24 protein-coding genes, 1 tRNA gene and 1 pseudogene are annotated in these 23,815 nt (G+C 63.7%); 15 read left to right on the top strand and 11 right to left on the bottom strand.

From position 1 onward, the window contains the following. The first annotated feature begins 204 nt into the window (after positions 1 to 204). From PCA20602_RS14705 to PCA20602_RS14685, 5 genes are all read left to right on the top strand, one after another. The gene (locus PCA20602_RS14705) at positions 205 to 924 is read left to right on the top strand and encodes a phosphatase PAP2 family protein (RefSeq protein WP_150721859.1); all 720 of its coding nucleotides are present in this window, start codon (positions 205 to 207) and stop codon (positions 922 to 924) included. A gap of 139 nt (positions 925 to 1,063) precedes the next feature. Then, positions 1,064 to 1,825, top strand: coding sequence for a sulfite exporter TauE/SafE family protein (locus PCA20602_RS14700; RefSeq protein ID WP_150721858.1), 762 nt, complete (start codon positions 1,064 to 1,066; stop codon positions 1,823 to 1,825). Positions 1,826 to 1,969: 144 nt separating this feature from the next. Further along, positions 1,970 to 2,632 carry a phosphoribosyltransferase gene (locus tag PCA20602_RS14695; RefSeq protein ID WP_150721857.1) on the top strand — a complete coding sequence of 221 codons (663 nt, stop codon included), beginning with the start codon at positions 1,970 to 1,972 and terminating at the stop codon, positions 2,630 to 2,632. Positions 2,633 to 2,822: 190 nt separating this feature from the next. Further along, positions 2,823 to 3,353 carry a glycine cleavage system transcriptional repressor gene (locus tag PCA20602_RS14690; RefSeq protein WP_150721856.1) on the top strand — a complete coding sequence of 177 codons (531 nt, stop codon included), beginning with the start codon at positions 2,823 to 2,825 and terminating at the stop codon, positions 3,351 to 3,353. Further along, on the top strand, positions 3,322 to 3,957 hold the full coding sequence (locus tag PCA20602_RS14685; protein WP_150721855.1) for an SRPBCC family protein: 636 nt from the start codon (positions 3,322 to 3,324) through the stop codon (positions 3,955 to 3,957). Before PCA20602_RS14690 ends, PCA20602_RS14685 begins: the two co-directional genes overlap by 32 nt. Positions 3,958 to 4,068: 111 nt before the next feature. Here the strand turns inward: PCA20602_RS14685 and PCA20602_RS14680 are convergent, their stop codons facing one another. Continuing rightward, entirely contained in the window at positions 4,069 to 4,827 is a 759-nt protein-coding gene (locus tag PCA20602_RS14680; RefSeq protein WP_069341796.1) for an IclR family transcriptional regulator, read from the bottom strand. A 324-nt stretch (positions 4,828 to 5,151) separates the two neighbouring features. Then, positions 5,152 to 6,069: an NAD(P)-dependent oxidoreductase gene (locus tag PCA20602_RS14675; protein ID WP_069341797.1), complete on the bottom strand. Its 918-nt coding sequence runs from the start codon at positions 6,067 to 6,069 to the stop codon at positions 5,152 to 5,154. 286 nt (positions 6,070 to 6,355) lie between these two features. Here PCA20602_RS14675 and ybgC point away from each other — a divergent pair, with 286 nt between their 5' ends. The 9 genes from ybgC to PCA20602_RS14630 all read left to right on the top strand — a co-directional run bounded on the left by ybgC (position 6,356) and on the right by PCA20602_RS14630 (position 13,349). Then, on the top strand, positions 6,356 to 6,838 hold the full coding sequence (ybgC, locus tag PCA20602_RS14670) for a tol-pal system-associated acyl-CoA thioesterase (RefSeq protein WP_150721853.1): 483 nt from the start codon (positions 6,356 to 6,358) through the stop codon (positions 6,836 to 6,838). Between the two features lie 39 nt (positions 6,839 to 6,877). After that, positions 6,878 to 7,552, top strand: a complete 675-nt coding sequence (gene tolQ, locus PCA20602_RS14665) for a protein TolQ (RefSeq protein WP_150721852.1) — start codon at positions 6,878 to 6,880, stop codon at positions 7,550 to 7,552. A 21-nt stretch (positions 7,553 to 7,573) separates the two neighbouring features. Beyond that, entirely contained in the window at positions 7,574 to 8,008 is a 435-nt protein-coding gene (gene tolR, locus PCA20602_RS14660; protein ID WP_046291400.1) for a protein TolR, read from the top strand. Further along, on the top strand, positions 8,005 to 9,051 hold the full coding sequence (gene tolA, locus PCA20602_RS14655; RefSeq protein WP_150721851.1) for a cell envelope integrity protein TolA: 1,047 nt from the start codon (positions 8,005 to 8,007) through the stop codon (positions 9,049 to 9,051). The genes tolR and tolA overlap by 4 nt, the downstream gene beginning before the upstream one ends. A gap of 101 nt (positions 9,052 to 9,152) precedes the next feature. Further along, positions 9,153 to 10,445: a Tol-Pal system beta propeller repeat protein TolB gene (gene tolB / locus PCA20602_RS14650; protein WP_150721850.1), complete on the top strand. Its 1,293-nt coding sequence runs from the start codon at positions 9,153 to 9,155 to the stop codon at positions 10,443 to 10,445. A gap of 30 nt (positions 10,446 to 10,475) precedes the next feature. Next, positions 10,476 to 10,976, top strand: coding sequence for an OmpA family protein (locus PCA20602_RS14645; RefSeq protein WP_069341801.1), 501 nt, complete (start codon positions 10,476 to 10,478; stop codon positions 10,974 to 10,976). Positions 10,977 to 10,986: 10 nt separating this feature from the next. Next, on the top strand, positions 10,987 to 11,730 hold the full coding sequence (gene ybgF / locus PCA20602_RS14640) for a tol-pal system protein YbgF (protein WP_242559588.1): 744 nt from the start codon (positions 10,987 to 10,989) through the stop codon (positions 11,728 to 11,730). 321 nt (positions 11,731 to 12,051) lie between these two features. Beyond that, entirely contained in the window at positions 12,052 to 13,167 is a 1,116-nt protein-coding gene (locus PCA20602_RS14635; protein WP_150721849.1) for a YeeE/YedE family protein, read from the top strand. A 106-nt stretch (positions 13,168 to 13,273) separates the two neighbouring features. After that, positions 13,274 to 13,349 (top strand) — tRNA-Lys (locus PCA20602_RS14630). A gap of 146 nt (positions 13,350 to 13,495) precedes the next feature. Here PCA20602_RS14630 and PCA20602_RS26385 read toward each other — a convergent pair. The 3 genes and pseudogenes from PCA20602_RS26385 to PCA20602_RS14615 all read right to left on the bottom strand — a co-directional run. Beyond that, positions 13,496 to 13,690, bottom strand: a pseudogene (locus tag PCA20602_RS26385) (BrnA antitoxin family protein); the annotation flags it as partial. 221 nt (positions 13,691 to 13,911) lie between these two features. Then, on the bottom strand, positions 13,912 to 14,715 hold the full coding sequence (locus tag PCA20602_RS14620; protein ID WP_150721848.1) for an inositol monophosphatase family protein: 804 nt from the start codon (positions 14,713 to 14,715) through the stop codon (positions 13,912 to 13,914). A gap of 81 nt (positions 14,716 to 14,796) precedes the next feature. Beyond that, the gene (locus PCA20602_RS14615; RefSeq protein WP_246182165.1) at positions 14,797 to 15,888 is read right to left on the bottom strand and encodes a phosphatidylinositol-specific phospholipase C; all 1,092 of its coding nucleotides are present in this window, start codon (positions 15,886 to 15,888) and stop codon (positions 14,797 to 14,799) included. A 65-nt stretch (positions 15,889 to 15,953) separates the two neighbouring features. Between PCA20602_RS14615 and PCA20602_RS14610 the strand changes: the two genes are divergently transcribed. Then, positions 15,954 to 16,982 carry a LacI family DNA-binding transcriptional regulator gene (locus PCA20602_RS14610; RefSeq protein WP_150721847.1) on the top strand — a complete coding sequence of 343 codons (1,029 nt, stop codon included), beginning with the start codon at positions 15,954 to 15,956 and terminating at the stop codon, positions 16,980 to 16,982. Between the two features lie 53 nt (positions 16,983 to 17,035). Here PCA20602_RS14610 and PCA20602_RS14605 read toward each other — a convergent pair whose 3' ends face one another. From PCA20602_RS14605 to PCA20602_RS14580, 6 genes are all read right to left on the bottom strand, one after another. Beyond that, positions 17,036 to 17,977 (bottom strand): carbohydrate ABC transporter permease, encoded by a 942-nt coding sequence (locus PCA20602_RS14605; RefSeq protein WP_150721846.1) that lies wholly within the window; start codon positions 17,975 to 17,977, stop codon positions 17,036 to 17,038. A gap of 8 nt (positions 17,978 to 17,985) precedes the next feature. Further along, the gene (locus PCA20602_RS14600) at positions 17,986 to 18,858 is read right to left on the bottom strand and encodes a carbohydrate ABC transporter permease (RefSeq protein ID WP_150721845.1); all 873 of its coding nucleotides are present in this window, start codon (positions 18,856 to 18,858) and stop codon (positions 17,986 to 17,988) included. A 27-nt stretch (positions 18,859 to 18,885) separates the two neighbouring features. Further along, complete coding sequence (locus tag PCA20602_RS14595; protein ID WP_150721844.1) at positions 18,886 to 20,142, bottom strand: ABC transporter substrate-binding protein; 1,257 nt, start codon at positions 20,140 to 20,142, stop codon at positions 18,886 to 18,888. Positions 20,143 to 20,374: 232 nt separating this feature from the next. Next, positions 20,375 to 21,940, bottom strand: a complete 1,566-nt coding sequence (locus tag PCA20602_RS14590) for a complex I subunit 4 family protein (protein ID WP_150721843.1) — start codon at positions 21,938 to 21,940, stop codon at positions 20,375 to 20,377. Between the two features lie 510 nt (positions 21,941 to 22,450). Then, a complete protein-coding gene (locus PCA20602_RS14585; RefSeq protein ID WP_069341813.1) occupies positions 22,451 to 23,077 on the bottom strand; it encodes a flavin reductase family protein in 627 nt (208 codons plus the stop codon). A 185-nt stretch (positions 23,078 to 23,262) separates the two neighbouring features. Continuing rightward, positions 23,263 to 23,766, bottom strand: coding sequence for a cupin domain-containing protein (locus PCA20602_RS14580; RefSeq protein WP_150721842.1), 504 nt, complete (start codon positions 23,764 to 23,766; stop codon positions 23,263 to 23,265). Positions 23,767 to 23,815: the final 49 nt, after the last annotated feature.

Raw genomic sequence — 23,815 nt, 5'->3', positions numbered from 1 at the left:
TCTGCGCTTCGCCGTCATCAAATCGCCATCGCCGCGGCGCACGATGCGCACGACGGTCACGCCGCTCGGTTCATCTGTCGAACCGCGCTCAACGCTGCGTGGACGCCCGGACTTTGGGATCGGGACATCCACCACGCATCGATGACGACTACCATGACGCCGGCTCATCGCATGTTGATTCCCCCCATTTCCTGAAATCGCGTCATGACTGAACTCGCTCCGAACGCCGCGTCACCGACACCGCCGACACTCCCATCCCACCGGACCGCCCCGAACCCGACCTCCACGCCCTGTCTGCGCACCGCCCTGTGGAGCGCGCTGGGGTGCCTGCTGCTCGCACTCGTTGCCATCCCCTGGGTTGACCGGCCTGTCGTCGACTTCGCCCATGCCCACACGCAGGGCACGCCCTGGATTCAGCACATCGCCGAGTTGCCGGCACCGCTGTTCGTCGCGGCATGGCCGGCGTTTCTGATCATCGGTGCGGTGCTGTTCTTCCGTCGTCGGCTGCCGTCATGGGCCGTGTCGCTGTGGCTTGCGGCCGGTGCCGTCGGCGTGAGCAGCCTGGCGAAGCAGGCCTTGAAATACGTCTTCGGCCGCACGTGGCCCGCCACGTGGATTCATGAGAATCCGTCGTATCTGCGCGACGGCGTTTTCGAGTTCAAATTCTTCGCGAGCAACTACGCCTATGCGTCGTTCCCGTCGGGACACCTCACCGTGATGCTCGCCTTCACGACCGTGCTCGCGCTGCGTCACCGCGTGCTTCGCGTGCCTTGCGCGATCGCCATCGCGCTCACGACTTTCGGCCAGCTCGCCTCCGCCTATCACTGGACGAGCGACGCGCTGGCGGGTGCCGCACTGGGCATCACCGTAGGCGCATTGTTCGTGGCGGCGTGGCAGTGCTGGCAGGCGGGACATCACGCCTGAGCCGTCAATGAGCGGTGCATAGGGTCGCGGTGGGCCGCCCCATCAGGGCGCCCCACCTGCCGTACGCATCATCGGAAGCACGGCGCCCGTTCATCTCGCGACGGGATCGCCGCATAATGTCGGCGGAAAACAAGAAACCATGACCGTCGATCCCTCGCTTCATTTCATTCCCCTGATTCTCGGCGCCTGCATCGCCGGCTTCGTGCAAGGCCTGTCGGGCTTCGCCTTCAGTCTCGTCGCCCTGTCCTTCTGGGCGTGGTCGCTGCCGCCCACGCTGGCGGGTCCGCTCGCGGCTTTCTGCTCCCTCATCGGTCAGTTGCTCGGGTTGCGGGCCGCGCGTCGCGCCGTGCCGTTGAGCCGACTCGCACCGTTCGTGCTTTGCGGTCTGGTCGGCGTGCCTGTCGGCGTATGGATCCTGCGCTACCTCGATCCGGTGTGGTTCCGGGCCGGCATCGGCGCGATCCTCGTGGTCTACTGCACGCTGCTTTTGCTGGCTTCGCGCCTGCCACGCATTCAACATGGCGGACGCGCGGCAGATGGCGTCGTCGGCTTCGTCGGCGGGGTGATGGGCGGCATCGGCGGGCTCGTGGGCGTGGTGCCGACGCTGTGGTGCACGCTGCGCGGCTGGGACAAGGACATGCAGCGCGCCGTCATGCAGATCTTCTTCATCGTGATGCACACGCTGACCATCACGCTCTACGCCGTGCATGGCGTAATCACCGCGCAGACGCTGCACGTCTTCGCCATTGCCGTGCCCTCGATGATCCTGCCCACACTTGCGGGCGCATGGGCCTACCAGTTCCTCTCGGATCATGCCTTCCGGCGCATGGTGCTCGCACTGCTGGCCTGCTCCGGCGTGACGCTGCTCGTCGGTACGGTGCCGGAACTGTTCTCGCGCTGAAGGCATTCCGGCCAAGCCAGCGCATACCGGCACAAGCCAGCACAAACGGGCATCAGGGTCCGGCGTTAGGATGGCGATTGTGGATGGGAAACGTCCCAGCCGCGCTCGCCAACTCATCCGCCGGGCTTGCCCCCGCCCCTTGCCATGGCTGCCGTTGCCTCGTTTCTCGATCGTGCTGCCGCAGGCAATGCGCTGGCCGAAGTCCTCGCCGCCCATGAACTACTCGCGCGCTGCGCCCCGCCGCTTGTCCTTGCCATTCCGCGCGGCGGCGTACCGGTGGCCATGCCCATCGCCCGTCAGCTCAATGGCACGCTCGACGTCCTGCTCGCGCACAAACTGCGCGCGCCCCATCAGGCCGAACTGGCGGTCGGTGCGGTCGATGAGTTCGGCGGCATCTTCCTTGCCGACCATGCGCTCTCGCTCGGCGCGACCGGCACATACCTCTCGCATGAAAGCGCCCGGCAGCGCGCGTTGATCCAGCAGCGGCGCCAGGCCTACACCCCGGGACGCGGTGCGCCGCACGTGGCGGGGCGTCCGGTCGTGCTGGTCGACGACGGCATCGCGACCGGCGCCACCATGACAGCGGCGCTGCGGGCGATGCGGCGTCTGGGTGCGACGCCTCTCGTCGCATGTGCGCCGGTCGGGGCGCGTGAGGCCATCGCCCGCCTCGCCAAGCTCGCCGACGCCGTCGTCTGCCTCGAAACCCCGCAACCGTTCTATGCCGTCAGCATCGCGTACAGCGACTTTGCGCAGACGGACGACGCGACGGTCATTGCCTTGCTCGCCATGGCGGCGGACCGCCCCTGACGCGTCGTCGGCCCATGCCGGCGAGGGGCATCGTCGCCAATGGCATCCGCTGGCGATAGCGCTCACGCCGGCCGTAGCGGCACACCCTGCGATTGCACTACACTTGAGCCTGCTGCACGCCACGGCCCACGCCGGGGACTCACGTGCCGTTTGCGCCGCCTCTTGCCCATCAGTTTCGACGGAGCTTGTGATGACGACGTCCCTCATTCTCAACGTGATCGGTCCGGATCGCCCCGGTCTGGTCAATGCCATTGCCGATCGTGCCACCGCTGCCGGCGCCAACTGGCTCGAAAGCCGTCTCGCCAATCTTGCCGGCCAGTTCGCCGGCATCATCCATCTGCAAGTCCCGGACAATCAGGCCGACGCGCTCACGCAAGCCATGCACGGGCTGGAGACGCAAGGCCTGCAAATCTCCGTGACGCGCGCGCAAAGCGCCGCTGCGGATCCGGCGGCCCGCATGCTTCAGCTCGATCTCGTCGGCCAGGACCACCCCGGTATCGTCAAGGAAATCTCTCACGTGCTCTTCACGCGCGGCATCTCCATCGACGAACTCGCGACGGAATGTGTCGAGGGGTCGATGTCGGGCGGCACGCTCTTTCGTGCGACCGCGCGGCTTCATGTGCCCGCCAGCGTGAGCACCGAGTCGCTGCGCGAAATTCTCGAAAGCCTTGCCGACGACCTGATGGTCGATGTCGAACTCGATTCGCCTGCCGGTGCGTGAGCGCGCACCGATGAAGCGAGCCTTCCTGATTCTGCTGGGGGCGGTGGCGATCATCGCCCTGCTCTCGTTGCTGCCGCTGCCGTTCGAGCGCAAGACCCACGTCGTGAGCGTGGCCACGTTGCGCGCGCCCCCACAAGCGGTCTACGACTACGCCACCACACCGGCGAACTGGCCGAAGTGGCATCCGGCGTCGCTGGCCGTGCAAGGCGAAACCGATCATCCGCTAAAGCTTGGGGATGAAGTGGCGGAAGAGTTTCGGCTCGCGGGCCGTCACGGCATTCTTCACTGGCGGGTGGTCGAGGCGAAGCCGCCGTACGAATGGCGTATCGAAGGCGAGATGAACCGACGCCCGTCGGGAGAAGTGCGCTACAAGATCACCCCGGACGGCACCGGCACCCGCTTCGAGCGCGACTTCATCTATCGCACGCCGAATCTGCTGTTCCTGATTCTCGATCCGATTTTCATCGGACCGCGCATGCGTGCCGAATCCGCGCAGGGCGCGAAGCAGCTCGAACAGATCTTCGAAGCGCTCACGCCGGCCGATCCCTCTGCACCGTTACCGGCTTCGCGCGAGGGTGCCGCGAGCGCAGCGACGGCGCAGTGACGCAACAGCGCGGTAGCGCAGATGCGGCGCACCGGTGGCGCGGCGCGGGCATCGGCACAGTCTTCACCGTGCCGGCGTCCGCCCCTGCGCTATGCCATCGCTGACGCGTTCTTACTCGTTGAAGGTTGCCGCCATCGTCTCGGCGGCGTCCCGGAGTTCGGGCAGGAAGGTCATGAGCTTGTCGAGCGTGCAGTGCTGCGCGCTCGCCTGCACCGCGATGGCGGCGCACGCACGATTGCGATCGAGCATCACCGGTACGGCGACGGCGATCATCCCCGGCACGTGCTCCTCGTTGTTGGTCCCCACGCGACGCTTGCGTGTCTCGCCCAACTCATCACGCAAGTCTTCCAGATCGGTGATGGTGTTCTCCGCGCGCGGCCGCAACGGCAGGTGCGCGATCAGCTTTTCGCGTCGCGCCCGGGGCAGGAAGGCGAGCAGCAACTTGCCGCTGGCCGTGCAGTGCAACGGCACACGCGAGCCGGGCGACAGCTTGAGCTGGCGCGACCAGTCGGTCTCCACGCGGTCGAGGTAGACGAGGTCGTCGCCCGAGAGCATCGACAGGTTACAGGTTTCCCCGAGCTTGTCGACCAACTGCTGAAGCACCGCATGACGTGCTGCCGCCGGCCCCACGTGCATCAGGGCATTGACGGCCATCGCCCGTACCCGCGAAGACGGCTCGTAGTGACGGCTCCCCGCCTCGCGCGTGACGAGCCAGGCGGCTTCGAGCTGCTTGAGAATGCGATGCACCGTCTGCTTGGGCAGACCGATCGCGGCGACAATCTCCGCGAGTGTCATCGGCGCGCCAGAGGCGCTGAGAATTTCCAGAATGCGAAATGCGCGGACGGCCGCGGCGTTCGACTGATTGCTCATGTCGGTTGGATCTCGGGTTCGAGTTGTGTTCTAGATCGTTATCGATCGCGGCAGCCTCCCTACACTCCTACGTCGACACGCCACCGCCCCAGCCCGCTCCCAAGCTGCCACGCCGCCGTGCCGCCGCGCCATATCACCGCGACGTCCCGTTTTCCGCATTCTAGTGCGAATCGTCTATTCCGACGATTGCAGACAAACCCGGAGATATTCCGAATATTTGATACCTCAGCCGCATAAACAAAGACGGGCGGACGGGGCCGGCACATTGCCGTCCGCCGTCCGCCCGCCTTCGCGGGTTCCCGCCGATGTGTGCTGACAACGGGCTTATGCCTTGCCCGACAGCACGCGCAGGCGGTGAATCAGGCTCGACGTGTCCCAGCGCGATCCGCCCAGCGCCTGAACGTCGCCGTAGAACTGGTCGACGAGCGCCGTGACCGGCAGTGATACACCGTTGCGCTGCGCTTCGGCCAGACACAGCCCTAAGTCCTTGCGCATCCAGTCCACGGCGAAACCGTAGTCGAACTTGCCGTCGATCATCGTCTGACCGCGGTTATCCATCTGCCAGCTCGCGGCCGCGCCCTTGTTGATGACGTCGAGCACCAGCGGCATATCCAGCCCGGCGCGCTGGCCGAAGTTGATCGCCTCCGACAGCCCCTGCACCAGACCGGCGATGCAGATCTGATTGACCATCTTGGCCAACTGACCGGCACCGGCCTCGCCAATGCGGGTGACGGCACGCCCGTACGCGCCGAGCGTGGCCGCCACGCGGTCGAACGCCGGCGCATCGCCGCCGCACATGATCGTGAGTACGCCGTTCTTGGCGCCGGCTTCGCCGCCCGAGACCGGGGCGTCGACGAAGTGCAGTCCCTTCTCGCGGGCGACGGCATAGAGTTCGCGTGCCACGTCGGCCGAGGCGGTGGTGTGATCGACGAAGACGGCATCCGCCTTCATCCCTGCAAATGCACCATGCTCGCCGAGCACGATGCTGCGCAGGTCATCATCGTTGCCCACGCAGGCGGCGACGATGTCGGCGTCGCGCACCGCTTCGGCCGGCGTGGCCGCCGCCGCGCCACCGTATTCCTTGGCCCATTGCTGTGCCTTCGCAGCCGTGCGGTTATAGACCGTAACCGTATGACCGGCGCGTTGCAGGTGACCGGCCATCGGATAACCCATCACGCCGAGACCGAGGAAGGCGACGCGAAGGGAGACGGGCGCGGAAGATTGCGTTGTAGGGGAAGTCAATTCAGGGGCCTCGCAGGTGGATGCATGGTGGGAGGCCGCAGGGCACGCACTGCGTCGTGCGCACACGGCGGTCTCGTCTGAAATACAGGGGGCTTGCGAGCCGTCATTATAGAGATGGGCCACGCGCCCACGCCAGCGCAATCCCCCGTCACACGGGGCATCGGCGACGTTTCGCCCCAGTTTGGTGCGCCACTGGGGTTTCAATAATCGCTCGTAAACATTCATTGTCCCGCCGGTTTGAAAAATTGTGTTTCCGTGACTGGCGTTACTGCTCCGTTCCGATACAATGCGCGGCATGGCTGATTTTGATACCAGTTGGTCAATTCGCGTTTACTACGAGGACACCGACGCCGGCGGCGTCGTCTTCTACGCCAACTATCTAAAATTCTTCGAACGGGCCCGAACCGAGTGGCTCCGTTCGCTTGGCATCGAGCAACTTGAACTGGCCCGCAATACCGGAATGATCTTTATTGTGCGCGCCACGGCACTCGATTACATGAGCCCTGCCCGCCTCGACGATCTCGTTGTCATCAAGAGCCGCATCGAGCGCGTTGGCGGCGCCTCCGTCGACTTCCTCCAGGAAGCCTGGCGCGACGCCCCCGACGGCACCAGCGAACTGTTGGCGCGCGGCAGCATCAAAATCGGCTGTGTGACCGCGCAGACGTTGCGCCCCGGCAAGATTCCGCCGCACGTTCGTCTCGCCATGCAGTCGGCCGCTACGGCGGCCAACGCCTCGGCCCAGGTGCCTGCCCGTCCGGCAGCCGCCTGAAGCCAGGGATAAAAATTCCGGTCAGTCAATAACCACACCATGCCCGATCAAGACCTTTCCATCATTTCGCTGGTCATGCATGCCAGCGTGCTCGCCCAGGCAGTCATGGGCCTGCTGCTGCTGCTCTCGCTGCTTTCGTGGACGCATATTTTTCGCAAGATCTTCGCGATCCGGCGCGCCCGCACCCAGACCGAGCGTTTCGAGCGTGATTTCTGGTCGGGTGGCGATCTTCAGGCGCTGTATCAGAGCGCCCTGAACAACCGTCATCAGACGGGCTCGCTCGAACGCATCTTCGAATCGGGCATGCGCGAATACATCAAGGCAAGCGAAAAGGGTCTGAACGACCCGCACGCGATTCTCGATGGTGCACGCCGTGCCATGCGCGCCTGCTATCAACGTGAAATGGACGCACTCGAAGCCAATCTGCCGTTCCTCGCGTCGGTCGGTTCGGTCAGCCCGTACATTGGTCTGTTCGGGACGGTGTGGGGTATCATGAACGCATTCCGCGGCCTCTCGAACGTGCAGCAAGCCACGCTCGCCAATGTGGCGCCGGGCATTGCGGAAGCGCTGGTGGCCACGGCCATCGGTCTGTTCGCCGCTATCCCTGCCGTGGTTGCCTACAACCGCTTCGCCACCGACATCGACCGGCTGTCGATCCGCTTCGAAAGCTTCGTCGAAGAATTCTCCAACATCCTGCAACGGCAGATTCACTAAGCACTCCGGGAGCGCCGAGACATGGCAGGTTCTATGCGCAACGCTCGCCGCGGCCGTCGCGCCATGGCGGACATCAACGTCGTGCCGTACATCGACGTGATGTTGGTGCTGCTCGTCATTTTCATGGTGGCGGCCCCGCTGGTCGCGCCGTCGATCGTCAATCTGCCGAGCGTCGCCAACGCGAGCCCGCAGCAGCAGACGCCGCCGGTGGTCGTCAATATCGAAGCGGACAATCGCATGCTGGTGCGCTACAAGGATGGTGAGAACACCATCGAGCAGCGCATGAGCGCGGGCGATCTAACCGGGTTCCTGCAAGGCCGTCAGGCCGCGAACCCGGATCAGCCGGTCGTCATCGCCGCCGACAAGTCGGTGCGGTACGAAATCGTCATGAACGTGATGTCCGATCTCAAGGCTCAGGGCGTGAAGCGCGTGGGCCTGCTCGTCAAGCAGAAATGAGTCGCACCGTCTCCCGTCAGGGCCGTCCCGATCGTCCCATCGGTCCGCACAATAGCGAACGCGGCACGGGGCGGGCTTTCCTCCTCGCGCTGCTCATGCACGCGCTGTTGTTCGCGCTGCTTTTCTACGGCATGCGCTGGCAGAACAGTTCGCCCGCCGGTTCCGAAGCGGAGTTGTGGACGCCCTCCGAAGTGGCCGAACCGACCCCGCCGGTCGTGACGCCGCCGCCCACACCGGCGCCGCCGGCCGTGGCCGCCCCCACGCCGCCGGCCGAAGACGCCGACATCGCCCTCCAGCAAAAGAAGCGCAAGCAGGAACAACAGGCCGCCGAACAGGCTCGGCTGCTTGAGGCACAGCAGGAAAAAGCCCGTCAGGAAGCGCTCAGGCAGAAGCAGCTCGCCGAGCAGCAGGCCGCCGCCGAACTGGCGCGCAAGAAGGCCGCCGACGAGGCCGCTCGCCAGCAGAAGCTGGCCGATCAAAAGAAGGCTGACGATCAGAAGCGTCAGAAGGAAGAAGAGGCCAAGAAGGCCGAACAGCTCAAGCAGCAGCAACTGGCGGACGCGCAGAAGAAGGCCGACGCCGAGAAGAAGGCTGCCGAAGACAAGGCAGCCAAGGCCAAGGCTGCGAAGGAAGCGGCAGCGCAAAAGGCGGCAGATGCGGCACGCGCCGACCGTCTGGCCTCGTTGCGCGGCATGGCAGGTGGCACGCCGGGCGCGACCGGTAACGGTCTGGGCTCGCAGGCAGGCGGTACCGGCTCGGGCGCCGGCGGCACGGCATCGGCGGGCTACGCCGATCGCGTGCGCGCCAAGGTCAAGCCGAATATCGCGTATGGCGGCGACACCGAGGGCAATCCCACGGCTGTCGTTGCAGTGCGTCTTGCTCCGGATGGCAGCGTACTTTCGATGCAGCTGGTCAAGTCCAGCGGCAATCCCGCCTGGGATGCCGCCGTGCAGGCCGCCATCACCAAATCCGATCCGTTGCCGCGCGACACGAACGGCAAAGCCCCCCCGAGCGTCAACCTGCGCTTTAGCCCGAAAGGCTGAGTGTGTTGTCAAACGGGAACGAAAACCGAGCAGTGCGAGTCCATTTTCATTCGAATGTGGTAAAAATGCCCCTTGCACCGCGTAACTGACCAATCGAACGCATGCGAATCTCCAGTCAATATGCATGGCGTGCGCTGGTGGCCACCTGGCTCACCGCGGCTTGCACGATCGCCCATGCGCAGACACCGCTGACCGTCGACATCACGGGTGTCGGTTCCAACCGCTACCCGATCGCCGTGTCGAACTTCAAGGGCACCGCGCCGACGGACATCGTCTCCGTCGTCAAGGCTGACCTGAGCAACAGCGGCCGCTTCAACCAGATCGACACGGGCGGCGCAACCGTCGGTGTCGACGATTCGGTCGATCTCGGCACGTGGCGGGCCAAGGGTGCGAACGCCTTCGTCTCCGGCACCATCGTTCCCCAGGGCAACGGCAACTTCCAGGTCAGCTTCCGTCTCTACGACGCCGTGAACGGCCAACCGCTCGGCGGGCTGGCCCTCACCTCGTCGCAGGCGAACCTGCGCCTGACCGCGCACAAGATCGCCGATTACATCTATCAGAAGCTGCTGGGCGACCGGGGCGTGTTCGCCACGCGTCTGTCGTACGTGCTGCATAACGGCCCGAACTACCAGTTGCAGATTTCGGATTCGGACGGTCAGGACGCGCGCGTCGCGCTCAACAGCCGCGAGCCGATCATCTCGCCGGCCTGGTCTCCGGACGGCACCAAGGTGGCCTACGTCTCGTTCGAAAAGCGCAAGCCGGTCGTGTACATCCACGATCTGCCGACCGGCCGCCGCGCCGTGCTGGCCAACGAGAAGGGCAACAACTCGGCGCCGTCCTGGTCGCCGGACGGCAGCAAGCTCGCCGTGGCCCTCTCGCGTGACGGCAACACGCAGATCTATCAGGTCAACGCCAACGGCGGTGGCCTCAAGCGTCTGTCGCGCAGCGGCGCGATCGACACCGAACCGCAGTATTCCCCGGACGGCAAATGGATTTTCTTCACGAGCGATCGTGGAGGTGGTCCGCAGATCTACAAGATGCCGGCCGGTGGCGAGAGTGAAGGCGCCGCGCAGCGCGTCACCTTCAAGGGGAGTTACAACGTCAGCCCGCGAATCAGTCCCGACGGCAAGTTGCTCGCGTTCATCGCGCGTCAGGGTGGCGGATTCAAGCTGTGCGTGCAGGATATGAGTACTGGCGATGTTACGGCTCTGACCGACACCAGCCACGACGAGTCACCGAGTTTTGCCGCAAACGGCAAGTACATTCTCTATGCAACGCAATCGGGGGGCCGAAAGGTCCTCGCGGCAGTCTCGGTGGACGGGCAAACCCGGCAGATTCTTCAGGTTCGGGGAGGGGAAGTTCGCGAACCCTCCTGGGGCCCTTTTATGCAATAACATCAACAGCAACATCACTCGGAGGCTCACATGAGTTCCCTGCTTCGTAATATCCTCGCCATCTCTTCGCTGGCCGCTCTGGCCGCTTGCTCATCGGGTGTGAAGCTTGACGACCAGGCTAACGCCAACAAGGGTCAGACCACGACCGACGCCCGCGCTGTCGCCCCTGTCGACGCCTCGGCCGACGAACTGAACAACCCGAACGGCCCGCTCGCCAAGCGCAGCGTGTACTTCGGTTTCGATTCGTACAACGTCGATTCGCAATACACCCCGCTGCTCCAGGCACACGCTGGCTTCCTGGCCAAGTACTCGCAACGTCACGTGCTGCTCCAGGGCAACACCGACCCGCGCGGTACGAGCGAGTACAACCTGGCCCTGGGTCAGAAGCGTGCTGAAGCCGTGCTGAAGGCCATGACGGCACTGGGCGCCAACACCAACCAGATGGAAGCCGTGTCGCTGGGCAAGGAAAAGGCTACGGGTACCGACGAAGCCACCTGGGCTCAAGACCGTCGCGTCGATCTGGCTTATTGATTGAATCGTCATGACGTCTCGTTTGCTTAAAAACATGATCTGCGCGGTGACGCTCGGCACTTCGGTGCTGAGCCCGCTCGCGCATGCCGGATTGTTCGACGACGACGAGGCGCGCAAAGCGATCCTCGATATCCGCAGCCGTCTGGATTCGGACAAGCAGCGGATCGAGGGGCTCACGCGCAACGTGCTGGATTTGAACAACCAGATCCAGCAGTTGCAACGTGATCTGGCCGACCAGCGCGGCCAGAACGAGGATCTGAAGAACCAGCTTGCGAACCTGCAACAGAGTCAAAAGGATTTCTACACCGACCTCGATGGTCGTCTGAAGAAATTCGAACCGCAGCAGATGACCGTCGGCGGCGTGACAGGCACCGTCCAACCGGGCGAGAAAGATGTCTTTGACGCCGCGCTGACGAAATTCCGCAACGGTGACTACAAGGGTGCGCAAACGGATTTCCGGACCTTCTCGGCGAAGTATCCCGCCAGCCCGTATCAACCCGAAGCACAGTTCTGGCTTGGCAATGCGCAGTATGCCAACAAGGATCTGAAGGGGTCGACTGCGACGCTGCAAGGGATCGTGACGAAGTACCCGACGAGCCCGAAGGCTGCCGAGGCCATGCTGGCAATCGCCAGCAACCAGGCGGAATCCGGGCAGACTGCGGCAGCGAAGAAAACGTTGCAGGATTTGGTGGCCCGGTACCCGGACAGCGAATCGGCAGCGGAGGCCAAGAAGCGTGCGGCCAAGCTGAAGTAAGACGCCCTGCGGGAGGTTGCGCGAACCAATCTTCCGTATGAGGTCACTCGTCAAACGAACGACGCCGCCTTTGGGCGGCGTTGTCGTTTCTGGCGTCTCGCGAGACCTCAAGTAGAATACGGACTTTCCAAACGTTCGAGGCGCGGCGTCTCAGGGGATGCGTGTGGGCGCACAGTCGCCGGCACGTCACGGCGACCGCACCCGCGATGTGATCGTGCACTGGCTGCGCGGCACGTCTGATAACAACAAAGCCGGCGGCGCCCCGCTGCCCGCGACAATGCATCGAACGGCCGGGCACGGCCGCTATCGTCTTCTCGCCTCATGACCGACGTCGATCTCACCGCCCTCTCCCACACTGTCGTGTGGCTCACCTTCGGCCTGGCCTTCGTGTTCGGTGCCGTGCTCCAGCGCACGCACTTCTGCACGATGGGTGCGCTGTCCGATATCGTCAACATCGGCGACTGGAACCGCATGCGCATGTGGTGGCTGGCCATCGGTGTCGCCACCATCGGCACCGGCGTCATGGCGTCGCTCGGCATCATCGATCCGGTCAAGGCGATATACACCACGCCGCGCTTCACGTGGCTGTCGTACCTCGTCGGTGGATGGTGTTTCGGCGTGGGTATGGTGCTGGCCTCCGGGTGCGGCAGCAAGACACTGGTGCGGATCGGCGGCGGCAATCTGAAGTCGCTGCTCGTCTTCGTGATGATCGGCGTATCGGCGTACATGACGCTCAAGGGCTTGTTCGCCGTCTTCCGTGTTGCGGCGCTCGACAGCGTGCAAACGACATTCGCCACGTCGCAGGATCTGCCGACGTTGCTGGGGGGCCTGTTCGGTGGCGATGTGCACCGCGCGCAGCTCATCCTCGGTCTGGTAATCGGCGGCGCGTTCGTGATTGCGGCTGTCGGGCGTCGTGAGTTCTGGACGTTCGACAACTGGCTCGGCGGGTTGGTCGTGGGTGCGATCATCGTCGCGCTCTGGTATGTGTCGGGCAAGATCGGTTACGTGGCGGAGAATCCGAACACGCTCGAAGAGAGTTTCGTTGCGACGAACTCGGGCAAGATGGAAGCCCTGTCGTTCGTCTCGCCGCTGGCCTACACGCTGTACTGGCTGATGATGTGGAGCGACACGAGCAACGTCATCACGCTGGGGATTTCGAGCGTGCTGGGCGTGATTGCCGGATCGTTCGTGTACGCGCTGGTGTCGCGCAACTTCCGCTGGGAAGGTTTTCAGGGAACGGAAGACACGGCGAACCACATGGTCGGTGGCGTGCTGATGGGTTTTGGCGGTGTGACGGCGTTGGGCTGCACCGTGGGTCAGGGATTGTCGGGCGTATCGACGCTGGCGGTCGGGTCGTTCGTCGCGATTGCGGCGATTCTGGCGGGCGGCGTCTGCGCGTTCAAATATCAGATGTGGCGCATTGAGCGCAGCGTTTGAGCGAAATTCGCGCGCAACTGCGTGAAAAGCCCCGGAAACGGACACATCTGCGTCACAGAAGTCTTGACACTATAACGACTGCGACGCTATAATCTTTTTCTTCGTTGGGTCGTTAGCTCAGTTGGTAGAGCAGCGGACTTTTAATCCGTTGGTCGCAGGTTCGAATCCTGCACGGCCTACCAGAATACAGAAGGGGTTGCGAGAAATCGCAACCCCTTTTCGTTTTCCGCAATCCATGCGGCTTTCCGCAAAGCTTGCCACCGGCATCACGCCACAAGCATGTGATGTGATGCAGCGTAGTCGCGCAAGACATCTTGATGCGAGTTTGCCAGCCACTCCCCGTGGCCTTGAATGCCTCGATGACCTCTCGATCAACTCGCATGTTCAACGTCACTTTTCTCTGATCGACAGGCAACACTGGGCGACCGCGGCGTTTCAGGATGGCCTCGGCACGCGTCTTTCCCAAAGCCTCCGACAGCACTTCGCGTGCGGGTCGCATCTTTCGCAGTTGTGCCGGTGACAACGGGGGCTCCCATTGACGGGGTGCCCCATCATTGCAGCAACGTTAGTGCCAGAGCTTCAGCAAAGTCCGAATCGTGATCAAAGGTCTTAGAACACCACACCGAGTCGCTCGGCAAGCACCCGCCTGGCATACGCCTGCGTCCTCTGCCATGAAAAAATTCAGATAAGCCTCACGTTCATTAGACACGCGGAGAGGTTTAGGACAGTGGTTTCGCCACCGCGTCACTGCACCGTCCGGCTATACCCCCTGAGCTTCGGCAGCATCTCCTCATACACAGCAGGGTTCCCTGCCACGATTTCGCCCAGTTGCAGGAAGGCGTCGCCGCCGGCGTAGTCGCCCACGCGGCCGCCGGCCTCCGTGATGAGCAAGCTGCCCGCCGCCATGTCCCACGCGTTCACGCCCTGCTCGAAGAAGCCATCCAGACGCCCCGCCGCAACGTTCGCCAGATCCAGCGCACACGCCCCCGGGCGACGCAGCCCCGCACACGCCCGGCTCATCTCCACGAACAACCGCGTGTAAGCCTCGATATCGTCCGTCTCGCGGAACGGGAAGCCCGTACCGATCAACCCATCGGCCAACTGGCGACGTCCCCCCACACGCATCGGCTGTTCGTTCAGAAACGCGCCACCCCCGCGCGTCGCCGTGAACAGTTCGTTGCTGTTCGGGTCGTAGACCACCGCGTGCGTCACCAACCCGCGATACGCCAACGCAATCGACACGCAGTAATACGGAAAGCCGTGGATGAAGTTTGTCGTGCCGTCCAGCGGATCGATAATCCACTGAAAATCGGAAAGGCCGTCCGCGCCCGCCGACCGCCCCGACTCCTCAGCCAGTATCGCGTGACCCGGATACGCCGCCCTCACCGTTTCGATGATCGCGGCCTCCGACGCCCGGTCCACCTGGGTGACGAAATCGTTGTGCTGCTTCTTGCTCACGGTGAGCCGATGACGTTCGGCCGACGCGCGATGGATGATCTGCGCAGCGCTGATAGCGGCGTTGACCGCAACATTAAGCATGGGGTGCATGGAACGAAATCCTGATGAAGCACGGCCGCACGGGCCGTCTGATAGACGAAATTACGTAAAACTGGAGAGCGCGACACCGCGTCACGACGTTCCCGGACATGAAGCCTCACCACTCGCCGATACCTGGCACCAACGCGTCGCGCTACCCGCATCGCCAGTGTTGTCGGCGTTGCCGGCGTTGCCATCCTCCCGCGCATCGCTCGCGCTAAGGGCATCGCAGACATCTCCGACATTGCGCGCCACCAACGCCCGAACCAGCGACCAGTCCGCGCGCTCGCAGAAGTCGATCATCATCGTGCCGCACGGCCCGAGATAACCTTCGAGACGCGCCGTCAACATGTCGTTGATCCCCCGTTGTTCGGGCCGCACGCCGCCGCACGCCACGCGCAAGGGATTCGCCCCCATGCCGGTGCCGCTGCAAAAACTGATCACCCAGCGGGTCTCCGCCATCGCTTCAGTGCGTGAGAGCAACGCGTCGATCTGACGGAACTTGTAATCGATGGCGGCCTCAATCGGCACACGATATTCGTCCTGAATCGAAAACGATGCCCCTGCCCGCCCGATATCGAATGTCGCATTGTCCGGCCATTCGGTGAGATCGATGCCGAGCGGCGTCGCACTGGCAAAGCGGCGCAGCAGCACGATCGAGCCTCTGACATCTCCCAGACGCGGTATCGTGTCGCCCAGAAACCAGCGAACGTGTTCCGCGTAGCGCTCGACATACGACGCAAAGGTCTGCGCAAAGCTGCGCGTACAATGCCGGTCGCCGCACTCGTCCTTGACGAACATCACGATGCACTCGCCGGGATACCTCGCGAAGAACGCCGCACAGGTCGCCAGAACATCGTCGAACATCAGCCCCAACGGAATTCGCTGGTGATTGATGTGAAAGACATCGTCTTCATGACGGCAGCGAATGTCGAGCACCCGGACGCCGCACGCCAACTGCACGGCCAGACTCGCACCCTGCGTCTTCGCCAACGCATCGTCGACGGTGTAGGCACAGGTGTCGTGGCTACCGGGCAACGTCAGACGATGCAGCGCAATGTCGTCGGGCAGCCGCGTCATCCAGCCGACCGTTTCGTTGGGTGTGCTTGCTGTCGTCAAACCATGTTCTGCCATCGTCGTGAAGGGAGATTCGCGTGTGACGGTGATGTCTTGCTGGTTCGTCATCTTTTTGCCCTTTTCTTCGGGCACGCTGCGCGAAGCAAGCTTTGCGTCCCCTAACTCGCCACGCCATGCCGAAGAAACAAACGTCCTGGGTTACTGCCGCCGATGTCGCGCGCCGCGCCGGCGTATCGCGTTCTGCCGTATCGCGTGCCTTCTCGCCGACGGCCAGCATCGCGCCCGAGACACGAGAGCGCGTGATGGAAGCCGCCCGCACACTTGGCTATCAGGTCAATCTGATCGCCCGCGAGATGATCATGCAGCGAAGCAGCATGATCGGTGTCGTTACCGCAGGGTTCGAAAACCCGTTCCGCGCCAAACTCCTCGCACAGATCATTGCCGCTCTCGGGCGCCACAAGCTCACCCCCATCGTGGTGAACGCCGAGGATCCGGTGCAGATTCAGCAATCACTCGACATGCTCCTGAGCTACCGGATCGGCGGCATCATCATGACGTCGGCCTCGCCGCCGCTCGGGCTCGCCCGTCAGTACCTCGAAGGCGAGATCCCCGTGGTGATGATCAACCGCGCGTCCAACCTGCCCGGTGCCGACGTCGCCGTCAGCGACAACGCCGCAGGCGCGACACTTGCGGCAAGCCTGCTGATCGACGCGGGTGCAACGCGCCTGGCCTTCGTCGGCCCGACCAAACCCAGTTACAACGGCAAGGCGCGCTGCGCCGGCTTCCTGCGCGCCACGCGCCAGTTCGCCGCCGTCAACGACGCCCTCGAGCACCCGGTCGAGACACATAGCACCCCGGCCGACACATACGAATGCGGTGTCGCCGCCGCGCACGCACTGCTGAGCCAGACCGCTCGCCCGGATGGCGTCTTCTGCTCGTCCGACCTGCTGGCGCTCGGCTTCATCGACACCGCGCGCCGTCATTACTCGATACGCGTGCCGGAAGACATTCGCATCGTGGGCTTCGACGACATTCCCGCCGCGGGCTACGACAACTATCGGCTCACCACGATCGCGCAAGACACCTACGCGCTGGCGGACACCGCGACCGACCTGCTCATCGACCGGATGAACGCGTTCTCCGGCGCCTCCCGAACACGCGTCGTGTCCGTCACCCCGATCGTGCGCGAGAGCTGCGGCTGAACACCGTCAGGCCTGCGCCTTCGCGCATGGATCACTGATCGATCACCTATCGATCACTTTAGTCCGCCCGAGAACCCGTGCAACAGATACCGCTGCACGTATCCGGCAACGGCCAGCGTGGGGAGCGACGCGATCATGCCCACGCTCATCAGATCCCCCCAATCGATGCCGTTTTCCGTCACATAGCCCGCCACCGCGAGAGGCAGCGTAAATCGACTCGGCGACGAGACGAACAGCAGCGCCAGCAAGAACTCGTTCCACGCGGCGATCAGCACGAAAATTGCAGTCGCCACCAGCCCCGGCGCGCAAAGCGGCAGCATGATGTGCACCAGCCGCTGGAACAGCCCGGCACCGTCGATGCACGCCGCTTCGTCGTAGTCGACCGGAATCTCCCGCACGAACGAGAGCAACATCCAGATCGCCAACGGCAGCGTGTAGACCTGATAGGCGAGCATCAGCCCGACTTCCGAATCGAGCAGATGCAGTGTCTTCGCCAGCGAAAACAACGGCACGGCGACCGTGATCGGCGGCATCAGCTTGACGGCCAGCACCAGCATCAGAAACATCACGTCGAGCCGCCCCGGAAAGCGCATGCGCACGAGCGCATAGGCCGCCGGGAACGCCAGCGTCAGCGATAGCAGCGTCGTGCCTGCGCTGACCAGCAGCGAATTGAGTACCTGACGACCGATGCCGCTCTCCCAGACCGTCTGGAAGTGCTGCAACGTCGGCGCGTGCGGCCACAGCGCGAGCGGATGGTCGAGACGCTCCAGCGACGGCGTGAACGCCGCGCCCAGCATCCAGACACACGGCAGCAGCATGAGCGCCAGCGCGGCGATGCGCAGCGTCCAGAGCACAGTGCGTTGCCCGGTCCGGCCGAATGCCGCCGAAGCCACCGAAGCCACCGAAGCCACCGAAGCCGGCGAGGTGAACACGGCAGACGTCGCAGACACGCACGGCACAGTGGCACCGGCAACCGGTGCATCACTGCGATTCATGGCCTGACTCATCGCGCCCCCGGCTTACGGATCGACAACCACACGTTCACCGAGACCAGCCCGGCGGCCACTAACAGCATCAACACCGATGCCGCGCTCGCCGGCCCCACGTTGAAGAATCGAAAACCGGTGTCGTAGACGTAGGTCGACAACGTCTGCGTCGCGTTGCCCGGACCACCGCCGGTTAGCGCATAGACCTTGTCGAACAGCTTGAACGTATCGATCGAGCGCAGCAGTAGCGCGAGCACGAACTGCGGCACGAGCAGCGGCAACGTGATGTCGCGCAGGCACTGCCACTCGCTTGCCCCATCGGTGCGGGCCGCCTCGTAGAGTTCGGGATCGATGGACTGAATGCCCGCGAGAATGATGAGAAACGCCATGGGCGTCCATTGCCAGACGTCGACGAGAATGAGCGACCAGATCGCCAGTCCCGGATCGGACAACCACTGCACGCCCGGCAACCCGAACTTCGCGAGCCCGGCATTCAGGAAACCACCGAAGTTCAGCCAGTTTCGCCAGATCGCCGAGCACACCAGCGTCGAGAGCATCATCGGCAGAATCAGCAGCGGCATGACGAAGCGCCGCCCGCGAAACGCCCGCGAGAACAGCAACGCCAGCGCACCGCCGAGCACCACTTCACACACCGACGCCACGACCGTGAAGTGCATCGTGTTGAAGAAGCTGGCCGAGAAGTTGTCGTCGGCGAGCACCGTGCGATAGTTCGCCAGCCCGGCGAACGCCCGACGCCCCGACGCGTAGTCGACGTTGAAAAACGAATCGGCCAGCACTCGCAGCACCGGGTACAGCGCCAGCACCCCAATGACGAGTAACGCCGGCCCAACGAGCCAGACCAACGGCAGCCAGCGACGCACAGCATTCATGGAATCGTCGAAGTCCGTATCGCGTCGTTAATTGACCGCAGTGGCCGCAGCCGCAAGCACCGGCGCGATCTTCTGCGACGCCTGGCGCAGCGCGGCTTCCGGCGTGAGCTGGCCCGTCAGCACGAGTTGCAGCGCATCGCCCAGCAGGCTCTCGATCTGCTCCCAGTGCTTCACACGCGGACGTGCACGCCCCGCCTCCAGCGCCTTGAGCTGATCCGGATACCAGCGGAACTGCTTCACGAGCGCGGCGTCTTCGAACACGCTCTTGCGGGTCGGCGGAATACCCATCGCCGCCAGACGCGTTTGCGTCTCACGCGACGTCAAATACGCAAGGAAGTCCTGCGCAAGTGCGGCGTGGCGGGCGTCCTTTGGAATCGCCATCTGCCAGATGCCGAGCATCGGCGCCGGCCCCTTCACCTGTCCCGGCGGCGCCTGCAAGGCGACTTCTCCCACCACGCGCGATTGCTTCGGGTCGTCGAGCGCCGGCACCCAGGCCGGCCAGACTTCGATGGCTTGCGCGGCAGCGCCCTTTTGCAGCGCATCGCGCACTTCGGCAGCGCCGTACACGGCGACGTCCTTCGGCGCACAGGCCTTGAGCGAGACAAACATCTTCAACGCCGCGAGCGCCTGCGGCGAATCGATGGCGGCGCGACCGTTGGCGTCGATCACGTCGCCGCCGTACGCCCACAGGATAGGCAGGAAGCCCGTCACGACCGGATTGCCCTTCGTGCCACGGAACACGACGCCCGACACACCGGCGCCCGCCGCAGTGGTCTGCGCGATCTTGAGCACGTCGTCCCAATTGCGCGGCGCTTGCAGCTTGTATTTGGCAAGCAGATCGCGGCGATACGCGAACATCTCGACGTTACCGACCACCGGCAGTGCATACAGACTGCCGTTCGGCGCCCGGCCCAGCGCAACGGTCGAGGCGACCATGTCGGCGTCGATGAGCGCGACGGGCAGCGGCTTGAGCCAGCCGTTCGCCATGAATTCCGGCGCCCAGGTGTCGTCCATCATCACCAGATCGTAAGCACCCGTGGCCTCGCGCATCGACAGCTTGAGCTTTTGATAAAGGTTGGCATTCGGCAGCTTCAGTAGTTCGATGTCGGCATCGGGATGCTGCTTCCTGAAGCCCGCGACGGCCTCGGTAAGGCCTTTGCCATAGATGTCGTCGCGACCGGCGATCACGAGATCGGCCGCGCCGGCGCTCGTCGCCACGGTGAACAGGCTGACGGTAGCGGCGACGGCAAGGGACACAGCGCGCAGACGGGTGAACAGTTTCATGCGATCTCTCACGGGATCTAACGGCGATTACGGAACCAGCGGCTCTGCCGAACATCGATTGCACACGTGTGCAAACTCGACACAGAAAAAGGCCACTGGCATGGCACGAGCGTCATTCTGGCGAGGGATCGTTAAAGAATTGTGGCAAGCGACATCGCGGCCGAGCAAAAGAAAAATGGGCGCTTCGCAGCGCCCATTCTCAAGTCATCGGTCAACATCGCATGGCGATGCGTCAAGCATCCGGGCGCGAGCCCTTCACCGTTGCGGCCGCATGTCCTGCCGCATCGCCATGGCGACGCCCCGCCATCTCGCTGCTGCCCGGGTCACCCGCCGGCAGACGATGATTCTCGATGTCCTGCACGACCTGAATGGCCGTGGCGTCGATGCCGTCGGTGAGCGGTTTCGGATCGAGGCCGATGCCGAGCACCATCACCGCCATCGCGCCCAGTAGCGCGAATTCGCGGCGGCTCAGATCCTTGAGCGACGCGACGCGCTCATTGCCCACCCGACCGAAGATCACGCGCTTGTACATCCACAAGGTGTAAGCCGCGCTCAGCACCAGCGTGAGCGACGCCAGCGCACCGATCCAGAAGTTGGCCTTGATCGCGCCCATCAGCACGAGAAACTCGCCGACGAAACCCGACGTGCCCGGCATGCCGACGTTCGCCATCGAGAACAGCATCGCGAACGTCGCGAAACGCGGCATCGTGCTCGCCACACCGCCGTAACCGTCGATCAAGGCGCTGCCGGTGCGGTCGTACAACATGCCCGTGCACAACAGCATGGCGCCCGAGACGATGCCGTACGAAATCATCTGCATCACCGCGCCGTCGGTGCCCATCTCGGAAAAGAGGAACAGGCCGAGCGTGACCAGCCCCATGTGCGCCACCGCCGAGTACGCCAGCAGCTTGCGCAGATCCGTTTGCACCAGCGCCACCAGACTCGCGTAGATCACCGCAACGAGCGACAGCACGACCATCAGCGGCGCGAGGAAGTGACTGGCGTCCGGCAGCAGCGGGAGGTTGAAGCGCAGCAAACCGTAGCCGCCCAGCTTCAGCATGCCGAGCATGACGGCCGCGCCTGTCGGCCCGTCGAGGTGAACTTCCGGCAGCCACGTATGCACGGGCCACATCGGCACCTTGACGGAGAACGCCGCGAGAAAGCCGAAGAAGAGCATGACCTGCACCGCGAGCGGCAGGTGCAGCGTCTGCCAGCGGGCCATGTCGAAGCTCTGCGTCTGCATGTACAGATAGAGCATCGAGACCAGCATCATCAGCGAGCCGGTCAGCGAGAAGAAAAAGAACTTCACCGCCGCGCGCGTGCGGTTTGCCCGGCCGTACACGCCGATGAGCAGATATAACGGCAGCAACGTCGCTTCGAAGAACACGAAGAACAGCATGCCGTCCTGCGCGGAGAACACGCCCTGCATCAACCCCGAGAGGACGAGGAAACTGCCGAAGTACGCGCTCATGCGCGTGGTCACGGCGCGCCACGACGCCAGCACCACGATGATCGTAGTCACCCCGGTGAGCGCCACGAGCCACAGCGAAATGCCATCGATACCCACGTGCCACGAGGCGTCGAACGAATCGATCCAGCGAAAACGCTCGACGAATTGCAGACTGGAGACATGGGTCTGAAACCCGCGCACGAGCGGCACGAGCGGTGCCGCCGAAATCACCCCGGCGCTAAGCGATGCCCAGCGCACGGCATTGGGGTAGCGATCGCGGCCGAGCAGCATGACGAGTGCGCCAGCCACGATAGGAAGCCAGATCAGGAGGGACAGGATGGGAAACATTGGGGGTCCTGGTGTGCCGCAACAAAAATCGAGCGCAAATGCGCAACGTCGACGCGGCCAGGGACGAACCTACCCCGCGCGTGTCACATAGCGTGAAACGCGAGAATCAAGGCAAAACAATGCCTGCGGGAGGGGACGCCGGGCGCGGGGGCGTCAACGAAGGTGGCAAGCATACGCGTCTCGAAAACATTTTGCATCGCAGCAAATTTTACAAATGATTGCGAACGCGTCAGCCGACCGACCGGTTGGCAATTAGGGTATCCGCCTAGGCTTTGGGTAAGCCCGCGCGACAACGCGCCGCAGCGTGCCCCGTCGTCAGCATGACAAGTCAATCGATCTCGCGCGTCGAAATCGTCAATAGCGCATTGCGGAAAGTGAAGACAGTGATGCGCATGAAGGTATCGTGCCGAAGCGCGGCACCTTCACGTTCGATGTGCTGAAACGCGTGATGAGACAGCGAGAAGATAGATAAGACGCGAACGGAAGCGAGACCGTCGCCGTCAACGTTCCTTACGCTTTGGGACGACGCAGATCGAACATCGGCCCGATCTCGGCGTAGTCGCCGAGATAGCCGGCGCGCATCACCGGGTGGGCTTTCACGGTATCGAACAAGCCGTCTTCACGCAGGAATTCGCGGCGGATATGCACGCCGACCACCTGCCCCAGCGCAAGCCAGTTGTTCATCGGCTTGCCGTCGAGATCATGCATGCGCACCACTTGCAGCAGCTTGCATTCGAGGGATGCGGGCGACTCGGCCACGTGCGGCACATCGACGTTCACGCCGGGGGCCTTGGTCAGCCCAGCCAGCTCGAACTCGTCCACGTCATGCGGCACGGGCGCGGACGTCTGGTTCATCTGCCCCACCAGCGACTTGCTCGTCAGATTCCAGACGAACTCGCGCGTGGCTTCGATGTTGGCGATGGAATCCTTGTACCCCTCGCTGCAAAAACCGATGATCGGCGGAAACGTGGCGAACGCACCGAAGAAGCTGTATGGCGCAAGGTTCACCTGACCCTGCGCGTCGCGGCTCGAAATCCAGCCGATCACGCGCGGCGCGACAATCGCCTTGAACGGGTCGTGAGACAGGCCGTGGCCTTTGGCCGGGTCGTAGAAATGAACGTCGTCAGTATGGGACATGAAAAGCGAGGGCCGAAAGTTATACGGTGTGCACGATGTGCACAGGGGTGCATGCGGTAATGCCGATGCTATCGCACTCCGGCGGCAAGCGTCGCCGCAGGACGGCAACCGCTTGCATTTTCACTGCCCACGCAGTGTCGCGGGGTCGATCGCTTCGGGGCGAAGTCGAGGCAGACGTCGCGGTCTCAGCCGCGTCCGAGGCGTGCGATCAGATCGCGATGCGCCGGCCACTGCGCGGCAAGCGCCGCAGGATCAGCCATCTCGAAGTCTTCGAAGGCAAAGCCCGGCGCTACCGTACAGCCAACCAGCGAGTACTGCGTGGACGGTGCGGGTTGTGCGGCAAACCAGTGACCGGCGCGCACCACGTGCTGAAGATGCTCGCCATGCGCGACATCGTGGCCAAGCGGCGTCGTCGTGAGCTTGCCGACGGCGTCGATCTCGTGAATCCAGAGTGTGCCGCCCAGATGAAAATGCCACACCTCGTCGCTGCGAATGCGGTGAAACGCCGAGAAGTCCCCCGCTTCGAGCAGATAAAGAATCGCGGTGGAGATGCTGCGTGGACCGGAGAATCCGTTCGGCAATGCCTGAGCGGAAATCGTGTCGCCGGCGCGATACGTCTCCCGATAATGCCCGCCTTCCGGATGCGGCAACAATTCCAGCGACGTCACGAGATCGGCAGCGGACGGCATAACGGACTCCTTGAAAATCTTGGGGGGAAGATGATCGATAACGATCGAT

Origin of the sequence: Pandoraea capi (genome assembly GCF_902459735.1) — a bacterium.
Lineage (GTDB): Bacteria > Pseudomonadota > Gammaproteobacteria > Burkholderiales > Burkholderiaceae > Pandoraea > Pandoraea capi.
This window is presented reverse-complemented; position numbering and strand designations above follow the sequence as displayed.